This is a genomic window from Micromonospora sp. RTP1Z1 (assembly GCF_033804685.1).
GTDB lineage: Bacteria > Actinomycetota > Actinomycetes > Mycobacteriales > Micromonosporaceae > Micromonospora.
The window spans coordinates 55,535-69,907 of the sequence record NZ_JAPFQV010000008.1 but is presented as its reverse complement, the minus strand read 5'-3'; the positions used below and the strand labels follow the sequence as shown (position 1 = coordinate 69,907).

Here is a 14,373-nt window from a genome sequence, read left to right as displayed (position 1 = left end):
GGGTCCGGACCTTGCCGGCCCGCTGCGGCCGGGCGACCACTGTGCATACTTGCGCGGTTGATGTTGATCCGGCGGCCTCCGCCGGCCGCTGGTATGGGTGGTTTGTGGTGGTCGAGACGACGACGGGGCGGCGACGGTCGACGGGGAGCGATGCGGGCGCGCCGGTGGCGGACCCGGGCCTGCGGCAGTTGCTGGCGGGCCTGACCGCGGTCCGCGACGGCGACTTCGGCACCCGGCTGCCGGAGGACGCCGACGGGCTGCTCGGCGAGATCGCGACCGTCTTCAACGGCATGGTCGACCAGCTGTCCCTGTTCACCTCCGAGGTCACCCGCGTCGCCCGGGAGGTCGGCACGGAGGGGCAGCTCGGCGGTCAGGCCGAGGTGCCGGGGGTGTCGGGCACCTGGAAGGACCTGACCGACTCGGTGAACGCGATGGCCGGCAACCTCACCGACCAGGTACGCGACATCGCCGAGGTGGCCACCGCGGTCGCCCGGGGTGACCTGTCGCAGAAGATCACCGTCGACGTGCGGGGCGAGATCCTCGAACTGAAGATCACCATCAACACGATGGTGGACCAGCTGTCGTCGTTCGCCGATGAGGTGACCCGGGTGGCCCGGGAGGTGGGCAGCGAGGGCCGCCTCGGGGGCCAGGCCGAGGTGCCCGGCGTGGCCGGCACCTGGCGGGACCTGACCGACTCGGTGAACTTCATGGCCGGCAACCTGACCAGCCAGGTCCGCAACATCGCCCAGGTCACCACCGCGGTCGCCCGGGGAGACCTGTCGCAGAAGATCACCGTCGACGCGCGGGGTGAGATCCTCGAACTCAAGAGCACCATCAACACGATGGTGGACCAGCTGTCCTCGTTCGCCGACGAGGTCACCCGGGTGGCCCGGGAGGTGGGCACCGACGGGAGGCTCGGCGGACAGGCCCAGGTCAGCGGCGTCGCCGGCACCTGGCGGGATCTCACCGACTCGGTGAACTCGATGGCCGTCAACCTGACCGACCAGGTCCGCAGCATCGCCCAGGTCGCCACCGCGGTTGCCCGGGGCGACCTGTCGCAGAAGATCACGGTCACGGCGCACGGAGAGATCCTGGAGCTGAAGAACACCATCAACACGATGGTGGACCAGTTGTCCTCGTTCGCCGACGAGGTGACTCGGGTGGCCCGGGAGGTAGGCACCGAGGGCCGCCTCGGCGGCCAGGCCGACGTCAAGGGCGTCTCCGGCACCTGGAAGGACCTCACCGAGTCGGTCAATGTCATGGCGGACAACCTCACCGCCCAGGTGCGCAGCATCGCCGAGGTGACCACCGCCGTCGCCAAGGGTGACCTGACCCAGAAGATCCGGGTCGACGCCCGCGGTGAGATCCTGGCGCTCAAGGAGACCATCAACACGATGGTCGACCAGCTCTCCGCGTTCGCCGACGAGGTGACCCGGGTGGCCCGCGAGGTGGGCACCGAGGGGCGCCTCGGCGGCCAGGCCCGGGTGTCCAACGTCGGTGGCACCTGGAAGGACCTCACCGACAACGTCAACGAGATGGCGAACAACCTCACCAACCAGGTGCGCTCGATCGCGCTGGTGGCCACCGCCGTCGCCCAGGGCGACCTGAGCCGGCAGATCACCGTCGAGGCCAAGGGCGAGGTCGCCGTCCTCGCCCAGACCATCAACACCATGGTCGGCACGCTCGGCGCCTTCGCCGACGAGGTGACCCGGGTGGCCCGCGAGGTGGGCACCGAGGGCCGCCTCGGCGGTCAGGCCCGGGTGCCGAACGTGGCGGGCACCTGGAAGGACCTCACCGACAACGTCAACTCGATGGCGAACAACCTGACCGGCCAAGTCCGCAACATCGCCCAGGTCACCACGGCCGTGGCCCAGGGTGACCTGACCAGGAAGATCGATGTCGACGCGCGCGGAGAGATCCTCGAGCTGAAGACCACGATCAACACCATGGTGGACCAGCTTTCCAGCTTCGCCGCCGAGGTCACCCGGGTGGCCCGGGAGGTGGGCAGCGAGGGCCGCCTGGGCGGCCAGGCCGAGGTCGAGGGCGTCTCCGGTACGTGGAAGCGCCTCACCGAGAACGTCAACGAGCTGGCCGGCAACCTCACCCGGCAGGTCCGCGCCATCGCCGAGGTGACCAGCGCCGTGGCCACCGGTGACCTCACCCGGTCCATCACCGTCGACGCTCCGGGCGAGGTCGGCGAGCTGAAGGACAACATCAACTCCATGGTGGAGTCGCTGCGCGAGACCACCCGGACCAACCAGGAACAGGACTGGCTCAAGACCAACCTGGCCCGCATCTCCGGACTCATGCAGGGCCACCGCGACCTCGACGTCGTCGCCGGCCTGGTGATGAACGAGCTGGCCCCGCTGGTCGCCGCGCAGCTCGGCACGTTCCTGCTGGTCGAGGAGACCACCGCGGGGACCGCCCTGCGGGTGGTCGGCGGCTACGGGCACGACGCCACCCGCCGCCGGTACGCCCTCGGCGACTCCCTGGTCGGGCAGGCCGCGGTGAGCAAGCGGGCGATCGTGGTGGACGCCGTACCCGCCGACTACGTCACCGTCTCCTCCAGCCTCGGCGCCGCAGCCCCGCTGCACCTCGTGGTGCTGCCCGTGCTCTTCGAGGACCAGGTCCTCGGGGTCATCGAGCTGGCCAGCATGACCCGCTTCACCGAGATCCAGCGCGACTTCCTCGACCAGCTCACCGAGACCATCGGCGTCAACGTGAACACCATCGTTGCCAACGCCCGTACCGACGTCCTGCTCACCGAGTCCCAGCGCCTCGCCGCCGAGCTGCGGGCCCGCTCGGAGGAGCTGCAGGCCCGGTCCGAGGAGCTGCAGCGGTCCAACGCCGAGCTGGAGGACAAGGCGGCCCTGCTGGTACGGCAGAACCATGACATCGAGACGAAGAACTCCGAGATCGAGCAGGCCCGGCAGGAGCTGGAGGCCCGGGCCCAGCAGCTCGCGCTCGCCTCGAAGTACAAGTCCGAGTTCCTGGCCAACATGAGCCACGAGCTGCGTACGCCGCTGAACTCGCTGCTCATCCTCGCCCAGCTGCTGGCCCAGAACCCGAACCGGAACCTCACCGGCAAGCAGGTGGAGTACGCCACCGTCATCCACTCCGCCGGCACCGACCTGCTGCAGCTCATCAACGACATCCTCGACCTGTCCAAGGTCGAGGCCGGCAAGATGGACATCAACCCGGAGACGTTCGACCTGTCGGTGCTGCGCGACTACGTCGACGCCACCTTCCGCCCGTTGACCACGCCGCGAGGCCTGGAGCTGGACATCGTCACCGGCCCGGACGTGCCCACCCAGCTGCACACCGACGAGCAGCGGCTGCGCCAGGTGCTGCGCAACCTGGTCTCCAACGCGGTCAAGTTCACCGAGCAGGGCAGCGTGCAGCTGCGCATCGAGCGGGCCCGGCCGGACGAGCTGCCCGGCGGCATTGAGCTGGGGGAGGAGCCGATCGTCGCCTTCCGGGTCATCGACACCGGCATCGGCATCGCCGAGCAGCACCTGACCGCCATCTTCGACGCCTTCCAGCAGGCCGACGGCACCACCAGCCGACGGTACGGCGGCACCGGCCTCGGGCTGTCCATCAGCCGGGAGATCGCCCAGCTGCTCGGCGGCCAGATCACCGCGCAGAGCGTTTTCGGTCAGGGCAGCACCTTCACCCTGTACCTGCCAGTCACCGCCACCGGACCGCTCGCATCCGACACCGCCCCCGTCGCGGTCGCCGGCCACCTGGCCGCGGCGCCGGAGCCGGGCACGCACCGGCGCCTGCTGGTGCTGGAATCCCACGACAAGGGGTTGCTCACCCTGCTGGCCCAGGGTGTCGCCGCGGAGGCCGGCAGCGTGGTCGAGGTGTCCACGGCGGTGGACGCCGCCTCGGCGGTGGAGGCGCTCACCGCTCACCGCCACCGCCTGGTGGTGCTGCGCCTCGACCCGGCCGACGACAGCGGCACCGCCCTGCTGAAGGCGCTGAACGAGAACCCGGACCTGCGCGGCGTCCCCGTGCTGGCGTACCACGGGCATCCGCTGACCCCCGGCCAGGAGACCCTGCTGCTGGCGCTGGCCCAGGACCGGCCGATGGAGATCCTGCGAAGCCTCGACGAGCTGCGTGAGCGGATCGCCCTGCACCTGACGGCGGACGCCCCGGAACGCGTCGTGCCGTTCATGCCACCGGCCGCCGGCCGGCTGCCCGTCAGCGACCCGCTCGCCACGGCGCTGACCGGCCGCAAGGTCCTCGTCGTCGACGACGACGCCCGCAACGTCTTCGCCCTGACCAACATCCTGGAGCTGCACGGCATCGACGTCGTGTACGCCGAGAACGGCCGCAAGGGCATCGAGACGCTGATGCGCCATGACGACATCGACCTCGTCCTGATGGACGTGATGATGCCGGAGATGGACGGGTACGCGGCCACCGCAGCGATCCGGGCCATGCCCCGCTACGCCGATCTGCCGATCATCGCCGTCACGGCCAAGGCCATGCGCGGCGACCGTGAGAAGAGCATCTCCTCCGGGGCCAGCGACTACGTCACCAAGCCGGTCGACGCCGACGACCTGCTGCACTGCATCCACCGGTGGCTCACCAGCTGAACCCGGACCGCCGTCCGTCCCGGGGCCCGGCGTCCCGGAGGCGGCGGCGACGATCACGTGGCGGTACCCGCCGGGCGTGGCCCGGATGTCCGGAGGGGCGGGACCGCTGCCGGAGCAGGGCCGTGCCGGCCCGGCAGGCGTCGTCGAGTGGGGCGGTGTCCGGCCACCCGAGCCGTGGGTGACGGGCATCCGGGCTCAACGAGGATGCTGTCGGGTTCCGTTCCGATTTCGGGCAGCTCTCGCACCCATCCGCCGGCGGCTCGGCGGCGAATCAGTGGCGTGGCGGAGGATCCCCAGCAAGTCGGGCGGTACCGGCTGGTGCGCTGTATCGGCCAGGGTGGCATGGGTCGGGTGTGGCTGGCCCGGGACGAGCTGCTTGACCGCGTCGTCGCGGTCAAGGAGGTGTGGCACCGGGAGGGTCCGTCCGCCGGGGATGTGGCGGCGCTGCGGGGCCGCCCCCGACGCATCAGCTCGGCCGCGGCCACACCCATCCAAGGACGGTTTCCGAGCGACGTCGTGTACGGGCCGACCGACCATGCCGCGCTGCGCCTGATCACCTTCGGGGGTGAGTTCGACCAGGCCCGGCGCAGCTACCGCGACAACGTCGTGGTCTGCGCCACGCTCGCCCACGAGCAGTGCAAGGTCGGCCCGCGTCCCTGGACGTGGTCAGGGTTTGCGGGCGACCGCCGCGTACATCGAGGCCTGTGCCGTGGGTGTGCGCAGCTCCGGCGGGTCGTCCGGTCGCCACTCGGTGACCGGGATGATGCCGGGTGGGAGCAGTTCTAGGCCGTCGAAGAACGACGCGAACTGGTCCCGGGTGCGGAACGCCATGTCGATCATGCTGGTGGTCGTGGACGGTGCGGCGGCGGCGGCGATGTGTCGCGGCACCAGATCCGTGGTGGCGTGGGAGATCGTCACGTAGCTGCCGGAGGGGAGGGCCTCGATCAGCCGGCGGGTCACCCCGTACGGGTCGTCGCCGTCGGGGAGGAAGTGCAGGATCGCGACCAGCATCAGCGCGACCGGCCGGGTGAGATCGAGCGTCGCCCGCAGGTCGGGGTCGCGCAGGATCCGCTCGGGGTCGCGCAGGTCCGCGTCGACGTAGGCGGTGGCGCCGTCGGGCGCGCTGGTCAGCAGGGCGCGGGCGTGCGCCAGCACGATGGGGTCGTTGTCGACGTAGACGACCCGCGACTGCGACGCGACGCGCTGCGCGACCTCGTGCATGTTGGGGCTGGTCGGGATGCCGGTGCCGATGTCGAGGAACTGCCGGATGCCGGCCTGCTCGGCGAGGTGGCGGGTGGCCCGCTGCATGAACCGCCGGTTCTCGATCACGGTGGTGCGGATCGCCGGGTACGCGGCGGCCACCGCGTCGCCCGACTCCCGGTCCGCGGCGAAGTTGTCCTTGCCGCCGAGCCAGTAGTCGTAGCGGCGGGCCGCGTGCGGCACGGTCGGGTCGATCCGTGATGAGGGCGGAGCGTCCTGCGGCAGGGGGCGCTCGCCCGATCCGACTGAATCGGACGTGGTGTCGGCCACCGCGACCTCCAGGGGCTGTGGGAACGGCACGGTGATCGTACCGACCGGACGGCCGTACGGCGGTCCCACCGTATCCGTGACGGTGGATGTCGGCGGGCGGACCGCCGGTACGCGGGGCGGTGCCCGCCGTGTCCTTCCCGATCGCCGGGGTTTCTGCGCCGGTGGTGGCGGGTAGCGCTGTAGGTGTGGCCACCGTCATCGGATCCGCCCGGGCGTCGACAGGTGTGTGCACTGTCCGGGCACCGCCGTCGGCGGCCGCCCCCCGTCCGTTCCCTCGTCGGCTCGCTCACCGGCCCGCCGCACCTACTCGGAGGTCCCGTCGTGTCGACGTCCCTGGCTCTGCCGGCAGTGGGTCCCGGCTTCCTCAATCCGGAATGGTTGATCTCCACCTTTGGGCTGATCGGCATCCTGGCCATCGTCTTCGCCGAGTCCGGCCTGCTGATCGGTTTCTTCCTCCCCGGTGACTCGCTGCTGTTCACCGCCGGGCTGCTCGTCGCCGACGGCCGGTACCTGCACCAGCCGCTCTGGCTGGTCTGCCTGCTGGTGGTCGTCGCCGCGATCGCCGGGGACCAGGTGGGCTACCTGTTCGGCAAGCGGGTCGGTCCGAGCCTGTTCCGGCGGCCCAACTCGCGGCTGTTCAAGCAGCAGAACGTGCAGCGGGCCAACGACTTCTTCGCCCGGTACGGAGCCCGCTCGGTGGTCCTGGCCCGGTTCGTGCCGATCGTCCGGACGTTCACGCCGATCATCGCCGGCGTCAGCCGGATGCGCTACCGCACGTTCCTGATCTACAACGTTCTGGGCGGGGCGCTCTGGGGGACCGGCGTCACGGTGCTCGGCTATTTCCTCGGCCAGATCGCCTTCGTCAAGTCCCACATCGAGTTCATCCTCATCGGCATCGTCCTGGTCTCCGTGCTGCCCATCGGAATCCAACTGCTCCGCTCCCGGCGGCGCGCCGCGGGTACGCCGGACCGGACGACGGGCCACGCCGAGGCGGTAGGGGCCCGGCCCACCGGGGCGGGAAGCGAGTCGGCGAGCTGACCGACGGCGGCCTCGTTGTGGGGCCGGTTCGGTCCGTACTCCTTCACCTCCTGACCGCGAGGCGGCCGGGACCGCCGACGAAGCGCCGGCCCGGGCCACCGAGCTGGTCGGTGTCGCGGCGGTGGGATCGGGCGGCTTTCTAGAATCGCTGCCATGCCGCGGATCGTGCAGTTGCTGGCCTCACCCGTGCACCGCTACGTGGGCCGGCCGGCGGACGGCCCGGCGCCGGCGCCACCCGGCGAACTGGTCGCGGAGATCCAGGTCCGCGCGGGCCTCGGCATCGTCGGCGACCGGTACTTCGGCAAGCCGGCGCACCGCGACGCGAGCGTGACCGTGATCGCGCAGGAGTCGCTGCCGCCCGGTGTCGATCTGGTGCAGGTTCGGCGTAACCTGCTCACCACCGGCATCGCCGTGGACGAGCTCGTCGGGTCCGTGCTCATCCTGGACTCGGGGGACGGCCCGGTCAGTCTGGCCGTCCGCCGCCCGGCGAACCCGTGCGCCTGGATGGATGTCACCATCGGCCCTGGGGCGTGGCGGGCGCTGCGCCGCCGGGGCGGGGTCCGCTGCACCCCGCTGACCGACGGCACCCTGCGCGTCGGCCCGGTCGAGGTCAGGATCGGCGGCTAGGCCGGCGGAGGCGGCCGTTGGTACCCGCCGTGGGCGGCGAATGGTTGCTTTTTGGCAATGGTCACGGAGTTTACGACGATGTGTAACCTCCTATCGTGAGCGAGGACCCCGTGGCATCCGACCTGAGCCCAGATCCGGCTCACGCCGCGGGCGGGGCGCTGATGTCGCAGGACTTCAGCGCCGCCACCGTCACCGCACTACGCCACCGACTGGCGGCCGCGGTGACCGGTGCGGGGCTCGCCGGCGACGCCGGCTACGACTTCATCCTCGCGGTGCACGAGCTCGTCACCAACGCCGTCCGCCACGGCGGCGGCCACGGCCACCTCGACCTCCGGCGCCAGGACGACGTGCTGATCTGCGAGGTCAGCGACGAGGGTGCCGCCCAGGGAACCCTGCCCGTGCGGCTGCCCGCCGTCGATGTCGCCGGCGGACGCGGGCTCTGGCTCGCGCACCAGCTGGCCGAGGGACTCATCCTCGCCCGGGGACTGAACGGCCTCACCGCCACCGTCACCGCCTGCCTGTCCCCGGCCGGCACCCCCGACGGCGCACCCATCGCCGCACCACGCCAGGACGAGTCAAGCGAGACCGTGGAGGACAACCAGCCATGACCCCACAGCTCGGTTGGCGGCACCGGATCCGCGTGGAGCCGGAAGCCACCGTCGTCGTGCTCGACGGGGAGATCGACGTCAACGGCGCCGCCGCGCTCCTGAACCTCCTCGGCGCGACCATCGACTCCGCCGACCGGGTGCACGTCGACCTGCACGCCGTGGATTTCATCGACTCCACCGCCATCAGCGCGCTCATCACCGCCCGGCACACCGCCATCGGCGCCGGCAAACACTTCGGCGTCGTCAATTCGACCGGCAACGTCGCACGGACCCTGCGCATCACCGGCGTCCTCGACGTTCTCTCGCCGCCCCGCGCCTAGTGCGGCCGTCGGGACAGCGGTTCCGGCGGCGCGGGGGTATGTTGTGCCGCGCCGGCTCAGGCGGTTGCCCCCGTGATCGCCTGAGTCGGCCCGTTGCTGTCCGGCCCGGTAGCAGTACGTGGTCACCAGCGGCTCGCTGTCGTCGACGAATTACGAGGACGAGCGCCGCGGAAATTCGACGACCTCCTCGACGAGGGCCGGCGCGCCGAGGAAGCGCCCGGACGCCTGGTTCGTCGCCCGCCGGAGGTTCGAGGGGGCGAACCGTCACAGCGGAGTCGGGTACGGCACCCGTAAAGTCCCGCCATTCTCGAGATCGACAACGAGGTCGGCCCGTCCCATCCCGCCGACCGGGTCTGGCGGACGTTGACGGACCCAGAGCTGCTCGCCCGGTGGTTCACCGAGGTGGAGGTGGTGGCCGGGGCGCGGGACCGCCTGCTGCTGTACACGGCCGGGCTGCCCGGCTTCGACGCCGCCGTCGACGCCGAGGTGACCGAGCGGCGGGAGCCGGAACTGCTCGCGATGCGGTGCGACGAGGCGGGCCGGCGCACCCGACTGACCTGCGCCGTCACCCCCACCGCGGAGGGCTGCCGGCTGTCGGTGCGCGAGGTCCGTGGAGCACGGGCAGCCCGGCGTCGTCGCGGTCAATGAATGGCGCTCGGAGGCAGCGGCCGTCCAGTTTGACCGGGCCGATGCGGGGCTGGGGCCTCCTACCGTTGGCTGGCTCCTCGCCGCGTACGCCGCCACAGAGCGACCAGGATCAGGACGGCCAGGACGAGGGCAGCGCCGAGGCCGAGCCCGGCCGGCCACGAGAACGATGACGACTCCGCGGCCCGGCCAGGGCGCTCGCCTTTGACGGGCACTACGGCACGGTCGTACTTCGTTTCTTCCGGCGCGACCAGGCGGCCGACGGACGCGTTGGGAGGAAGGGCGAAGCCCCAGTTGAGCAGGGCTGCGGCCTCTCCGAAACTCCCCAGCGGCGCAGTCTCCGCGCCGAGCAGGGTCACCGCGAGCCGTCGGCCGTTGCGTTCGGCCACGCCGACGTACGTCTGTCGCGCCAGGTCGGTGAAGCCCGTCTTCCCACCGAGCGTTCCGGGGTATATGCCCAGCAGCGTGTTGTCGTGGGTGATCTCGAACCCCGGCGTTCCCGGCTGTGCCGGTATCTGCGCCACCGTGGTCGCGATGTACCGCCGAAAGTCTTCCCGGGCGAAGGTGGCCCGCGCGATCAGCGCGAGGTCGTATGCGCTGGTGTACTGACCGGGGCCGTCCAGGCCCGAGGGGGTTGCGGCGTGGGTCTGGTTCGCGCGCATCCGGCGCGCTTCGTCGTTCATCGCCTGCACTCCGCCTTGCCTACCGGCGGCGCCGCCGCCGACGCGAGCCAGCACGTTGGCCGCGTCGTTCCCCGATCTGAGGAGGAGCCCCAGCCACAGGCTCTCGATCGAGTACCGGCCGCCCTCGACCACCCCCATCACCGAACTGGCCGGATCGAGATCGCGCAGATCCGCCCTGGTCACCTCAACGATTTGGGCCGGATCGAGGCGGGGCATCAGGGCCGCCGCCAGCAGCAGCTTCTGCACACTGGCTGGCGTTCGGTGCTCGTGGGGGCCGCACCCGCCGAGAACCTCACCGCTGTTGAGGTCCGCCACGAGCCACGAGGTGGCGGTCACTGCCGGCGCCGTCGGCGCACCCGCAGGAATGGCCAGTCCTGCCGTCGCCAGCGCCTGCCCCCCGACTGCCCCCTGGGCGGGGTCAACCGGTGACGGAGACGGTGCGGCGGGCGGGGGCGCCGGCGGCTTCACGGCCGGGCACGGCACGTACGGCGCGGCTGCCGCCCGCGTTGGTGGCACGACCGCGACTGTGGGCAGCACCAGGATGGCGCTGAGCGTGATGGCGGTAACCCGAGAGGTGGTCACGTTAACGTACGGTAATCCTCGGTAAGGGCTGGCCTGCCCTGATTGGCGAAAGCTCGCCGCGGCTGTTCGTCGAGTCCCTCCTGCGTACCGATTCCGCGGTCCTCCACCTCGGCGCGATGCTGGCCATCAGCCTGCCTGCGCTCGCCCAGAGCTGGTGCATCGGCCGTCGCCCCGAGCTGCGTCGACCGGTCCCGCGAGTTCTACCGGCAGGTGTTGGGCGCCACCGTGGTACGCGAGCGCCAGCCGGCGATCCTCCAGTTCCACAATAGCTACATCGTGATCAACAACGAGGGCGGCCCCACCGACGACAAGCCGGGCGTACGAGCGCAGGCGCCGCCGGACCCGGATTCGCTCAGTTCTGCGCTGAACGTCCGGGTCACCGACGTGCGGGCCGTCCACGAGCAGTGGCGGTCACGCGGCGGGCAGTTCCTCACCGAGCCGAAGGACCACGGGGTCGAGATTCGCTGCTACCTGCGTGACCTGGACGGCTACCTGATCGAACTCGGCAAGGGAACGGGAATCCTCGCCGAGATGGGGCACGCGCAGTCCGGCTGAGCCGATGTGGGCCGGGCCGGACCCGGCCAGCGCGGGCTTTCTGGGGCGAACCAGATGTTCCCGCAGGGCGAAGCCGGCGGGAGCGGGATCGGCCGGTCGCTACTTCGCCGCGCCGCAGTCGTCGGTGGGATCGACGTTGCTCAGGATGCGGGTGCCGATCTCGCGCAGTTGCCGTAGCTGAGGCGCGGTGAGCGCGTCGACGACGAGCGCGCGTACGGTCTCGACGTGACCGGGCGCGCTCGCGACCACCTTGCGGTAGCCCTCGTCGGTCAGTACCGCGTTGGTGTATCGGCCGTCCTCGGGGCAGGACTCGCGGCGGACCCAGCCCCGCTGCTCGAGCCGTTTGACCACGTGTGACAGCCGGGAAAGCGAGCCGTTGGCCAGGAAGGCCAGATCGCTCATCCGAAGGGTCCGCCCGGTCGCTTCGGAGAGGCCGGCGAGCACCATGTATTCGAAGTGGCTGATCCCGGCATCGCGCTGCATCTGGGCGTCCAGTGCGGCCGGCAGTTTGATCATGAGCCCGGCGAGCGGCATCCACGCGGCCCGCTCGGCCTGGCTCAGCCAGCGCGGCTGGTCGCCGCTGACGGCCATCGGGCCTGGGGCGTCGGTCTCGCTCATGACGTCCATGATACCCGCGTTACTTGACGCTTCAAGCAATCGCTGGCTACCTTCTTACTTGACACTTCAAGTAATCGATGACCACCCAGCCTCCGCCGTGCCGATCGTGCTCGCCTTCGCCCCGGTGCTGGCACCGCTGGCCGCCCTCGGCGTGGTCCCGGCCGCCCGGCCCGAACCAGACTCCGGGCCCGTCCCGGAGGACTCGACATGCCCAATCTGCTCAATCCCGCAGTCCCCGCCGGAGCCTTCGACGAGTTCGTCGTCGACGACGCCGCCAGGAGCCGTACCCAACGGGCCTGGACCCCGGACGACGGGCCAATGCCCGCGCTGTACCTCAGCCACGGCGCGCCGCCGCTCTTCGACGATGCGCGGTGGATGCGCCAACTGTCCGGCTGGGCGCAGCAGCTGCCCAAGCCCACAAGCATCCTGATCGTCAGCGCGCACTGGGAGTCCGCGCCGCTGAGCCTCTCGGCCTCCGCGGCGAACACCCCGCTGGTGTACGACTTCGGCGGCTTCCACCGCCGCTACTACGAGATGAGGTACGCCACGCCGGACGCGAGCGGGCTGGCCCGTCGGGTGGCGGCGGCGATGCCGGACAGCGAGCCGGTGCACCAGCACCCGAGTCGCGGCCTCGACCACGGCGCGTGGGTGCCGCTCAAGGTCATGTACCCGCTCGGCGATGTACCCGTCCTGCAGCTGAGCATGCCCACCCACGACCCGGACCGCCTCCTCGACCTGGGTCGCCGGCTGCGCTCGCTCCGCGACGAGGGCGTCCTGGTCGTCGGCTCCGGCTTCATGACCCACGGCCTGCCGTTCGTCACCCGGCAGATGCTCACCCACAACACGCCGCCGGCCTGGTCCGCGGACTTCGACGGCTGGGTCGCGGACGCCCTTGCCCGCGGCGACGTCGACACGCTCGCCGCCTACCGGTCCAAGGCGCCCGGGATGCCCTACGCCCATCCCACGGTCGAGCATTACACCCCGCTGTTCATCACCCTCGGCGCCGCCGCGCGGGCCGACCAGCCGGTGCGGACCACCATCGACGGCTACATGATGGGCCTGTCGAAGCGGTCCTTCCAGGTGGCCTGACGCCGCCACCAACCGGCCCGGTCGCCGTCCACACCTCACCTCACAGGAGAATCATGACCACCCCCGCAGACCAGACCATCGCCGCCCTGCGCTCGGGCCACGACGAACTCGCCGCGCTCGTACGCGGGCTGGCCACCGCCGACCTGACCCGCGGGTCAGGCGCGAGCGAGTGGACCATCGGCCAGGTGCTCAGCCACCTCGGCAGCGGCGCCGAGATCGGGCTCGCCGTCCTGGAGGCCGCCGTGACCGGCGGCGCCGCACCCGACGGGGAGTTCAACCAGAAGGTGTGGGCCCGGTGGGACGCGATGACGCCCGCCGAACAGGCCGACGGCTTCCGGTACGCCAACGAGCAGCTCGTGCTGCGGTACGAGTCGCTGGACGCGGCGACCCGGGAGGGCCTCCGCGTCAACCTGGGCTTCCTGCCCGAGCCGGTCGACGTGGCCATCGCCGCCGCCTTCCGGCTCAGCGAGTTCGCCCACCACCAGTGGGATGTCGAAGTCGGCTACAACCAGTACGCCGCCCTGGCCCCGGAAGCCGTACCGGTGCTGCTCGACCGCCTTCCGTTCCTGCTCGGCTTCATCGGCCGCCCGGACGCACTCGGCGGCCGACACGCCACCCTCGCGGTCGACCTCAGCAACCCGGACCGCTCGTTCGGGCTTGAGCTGGGCGAGAAGATCGCTCTCACCGACGCTCCGGAGCAGCCCGACGGCACGCTACGGGCCCCCGCGGAGGCGTGGCTGCGGCTCGCCACCGGCCGGCTCGCCGCCGCGCACACGCCCGACACCGTCACGGTCACCGGACCGGTCGACCTCGACGACCTCCGCCGGGTATTCCCCGGCTTCTGATCCGGGTTACGGCATCGCCCGGCTTCGTGGCCGGGCGGTGCCGCCGGGCCGGGGCTCCTCGGCGCCGGCCCGGACTACTCGGGCCGCCCATGGTTGGCGCCGAGCGACCGGTGAGCAGGTCGACCAGGAATCGGTGCTCCACAGTCCGGGTGCGGCTACGTCAGTGGGCGGAAGCGCCGTCGTTCTGCCGGGCGGTGATCATTGCGGCGGCAGCCTGATCGCCGACAGTGATACCCCGTTGCTTGGCAGGACTGTCCGGAATCGCGGCGAGCGACTGGTCCTACTGCGCCCGCAGCGTGTCGTGCTGGGTCGGGAAGATGGCGTTCAGCACCTGATAGGCCGCGGCGGCGACGGCCGCGTCGGTCGACTCGGACCCGTCGGCGGGCGGTGCGACCAGATACGGCCGGTAGGGACTACCGGCGATCGCATTCACCGCGTCGTAGATGGCTCCGTGCGCCATCGCGGCACCGCGCGACTGGACCTGCCCCAGATCGCCGTCTCCGCGTGGAGATCCCAGGTGATGACGGAATCCGCGGACGTGGCGGGCGTCCGCCTGCGCGGAGGGGGCGCGAACACGAGCGGCGACCCGGCGGCAAGGACCGTGGTGAGAGTCGAGTGCTCTGCGAACCGTT

The 14,373-nt window shown here is 71.2% G+C and carries 13 protein-coding genes; 9 read left to right on the top strand and 4 right to left on the bottom strand.

What is annotated here, in order from left to right; all coding sequences use genetic code 11:
• Positions 1-164 precede the first annotated feature (164 nt).
• Entirely contained in the window at positions 165-4,601 is a 4,437-nt protein-coding gene (locus tag SLP03_RS06525) for a HAMP domain-containing protein (RefSeq protein ID WP_319459600.1), read from the top strand.
• Between the two features lie 666 nt (positions 4,602-5,267).
• Here SLP03_RS06525 and SLP03_RS06520 read toward each other — a convergent pair.
• Positions 5,268-6,086 carry an SAM-dependent methyltransferase gene (locus SLP03_RS06520; protein ID WP_319459667.1) on the bottom strand — a complete coding sequence of 273 codons (819 nt, stop codon included), beginning with the start codon at positions 6,084-6,086 and terminating at the stop codon, positions 5,268-5,270.
• 366 nt (positions 6,087-6,452) lie between these two features.
• Here SLP03_RS06520 and SLP03_RS06515 point away from each other — a divergent pair, with 366 nt between their 5' ends.
• The 5 genes from SLP03_RS06515 to SLP03_RS06495 all read left to right on the top strand — a co-directional run bounded on the left by SLP03_RS06515 (position 6,453) and on the right by SLP03_RS06495 (position 9,372).
• Entirely contained in the window at positions 6,453-7,169 is a 717-nt protein-coding gene (locus tag SLP03_RS06515; protein ID WP_319459599.1) for a DedA family protein, read from the top strand.
• Between the two features lie 153 nt (positions 7,170-7,322).
• Positions 7,323-7,796, top strand: coding sequence for a molybdenum cofactor biosysynthesis protein (locus SLP03_RS06510; RefSeq protein WP_319459598.1), 474 nt, complete (start codon positions 7,323-7,325; stop codon positions 7,794-7,796).
• Positions 7,797-7,891: 95 nt separating this feature from the next.
• Positions 7,892-8,404, top strand: a complete 513-nt coding sequence (locus SLP03_RS06505; RefSeq protein ID WP_319459597.1) for an ATP-binding protein — start codon at positions 7,892-7,894, stop codon at positions 8,402-8,404.
• Positions 8,401-8,724 carry an STAS domain-containing protein gene (locus SLP03_RS06500; protein WP_319459596.1) on the top strand — a complete coding sequence of 108 codons (324 nt, stop codon included), beginning with the start codon at positions 8,401-8,403 and terminating at the stop codon, positions 8,722-8,724. The genes SLP03_RS06505 and SLP03_RS06500 overlap by 4 nt, the downstream gene beginning before the upstream one ends.
• A gap of 303 nt (positions 8,725-9,027) precedes the next feature.
• Complete coding sequence (locus SLP03_RS06495) at positions 9,028-9,372, top strand: SRPBCC domain-containing protein (RefSeq protein WP_319459666.1); 345 nt, start codon at positions 9,028-9,030, stop codon at positions 9,370-9,372.
• Positions 9,373-9,431: 59 nt separating this feature from the next.
• Here SLP03_RS06495 and SLP03_RS06490 read toward each other — a convergent pair whose 3' ends face one another.
• Positions 9,432-10,634 carry a D-alanyl-D-alanine carboxypeptidase gene (locus SLP03_RS06490; protein ID WP_319459595.1) on the bottom strand — a complete coding sequence of 401 codons (1,203 nt, stop codon included), beginning with the start codon at positions 10,632-10,634 and terminating at the stop codon, positions 9,432-9,434.
• Positions 10,635-10,676: 42 nt separating this feature from the next.
• Here SLP03_RS06490 and SLP03_RS06485 point away from each other — a divergent pair, with 42 nt between their 5' ends.
• Entirely contained in the window at positions 10,677-11,189 is a 513-nt protein-coding gene (locus SLP03_RS06485; protein ID WP_319459594.1) for a VOC family protein, read from the top strand.
• Positions 11,190-11,288: 99 nt separating this feature from the next.
• On the opposite strand, the gene SLP03_RS06480 is transcribed toward SLP03_RS06485, so the two are convergent.
• Positions 11,289-11,807: a MarR family winged helix-turn-helix transcriptional regulator gene (locus SLP03_RS06480; RefSeq protein ID WP_319459593.1), complete on the bottom strand. Its 519-nt coding sequence runs from the start codon at positions 11,805-11,807 to the stop codon at positions 11,289-11,291.
• 207 nt (positions 11,808-12,014) lie between these two features.
• Here SLP03_RS06480 and SLP03_RS06475 point away from each other — a divergent pair, with 207 nt between their 5' ends.
• Both SLP03_RS06475 and SLP03_RS06470 read left to right on the top strand, forming a co-directional pair.
• Positions 12,015-12,896 carry a class III extradiol ring-cleavage dioxygenase gene (locus SLP03_RS06475; protein WP_319459592.1) on the top strand — a complete coding sequence of 294 codons (882 nt, stop codon included), beginning with the start codon at positions 12,015-12,017 and terminating at the stop codon, positions 12,894-12,896.
• Between the two features lie 53 nt (positions 12,897-12,949).
• The gene (locus SLP03_RS06470) at positions 12,950-13,741 is read left to right on the top strand and encodes a maleylpyruvate isomerase family mycothiol-dependent enzyme (protein ID WP_319459591.1); all 792 of its coding nucleotides are present in this window, start codon (positions 12,950-12,952) and stop codon (positions 13,739-13,741) included.
• A gap of 280 nt (positions 13,742-14,021) precedes the next feature.
• Here SLP03_RS06470 and SLP03_RS06465 read toward each other — a convergent pair whose 3' ends face one another.
• Positions 14,022-14,201 (bottom strand): hypothetical protein, encoded by a 180-nt coding sequence (locus tag SLP03_RS06465; protein ID WP_319459590.1) that lies wholly within the window; start codon positions 14,199-14,201, stop codon positions 14,022-14,024.
• Positions 14,202-14,373 lie beyond the last annotated feature (172 nt).

What these genes read in the sequence shown, in the direction of transcription:
- SLP03_RS06510 (WP_319459598.1), top strand. Translation starts at nt 7,323, where the DNA reads ATGCCGCGGATCGTGCAGTTGCTGGCCTCACCCGTGCACCGCTACGTG.
- SLP03_RS06475 (WP_319459592.1), top strand. Translation starts at nt 12,015, where the DNA reads ATGCCCAATCTGCTCAATCCCGCAGTCCCCGCCGGAGCCTTCGACGAG.
- SLP03_RS06480 (WP_319459593.1), bottom strand. Translation starts at nt 11,807, where the DNA reads ATGAGCGAGACCGACGCCCCAGGCCCGATGGCCGTCAGCGGCGACCAG.
- SLP03_RS06470 (WP_319459591.1), top strand. Translation starts at nt 12,950, where the DNA reads ATGACCACCCCCGCAGACCAGACCATCGCCGCCCTGCGCTCGGGCCAC.
- SLP03_RS06465 (WP_319459590.1), bottom strand. Translation starts at nt 14,201, where the DNA reads ATGGCGCACGGAGCCATCTACGACGCGGTGAATGCGATCGCCGGTAGT.
- SLP03_RS06500 (WP_319459596.1), top strand. Translation starts at nt 8,401, where the DNA reads ATGACCCCACAGCTCGGTTGGCGGCACCGGATCCGCGTGGAGCCGGAA.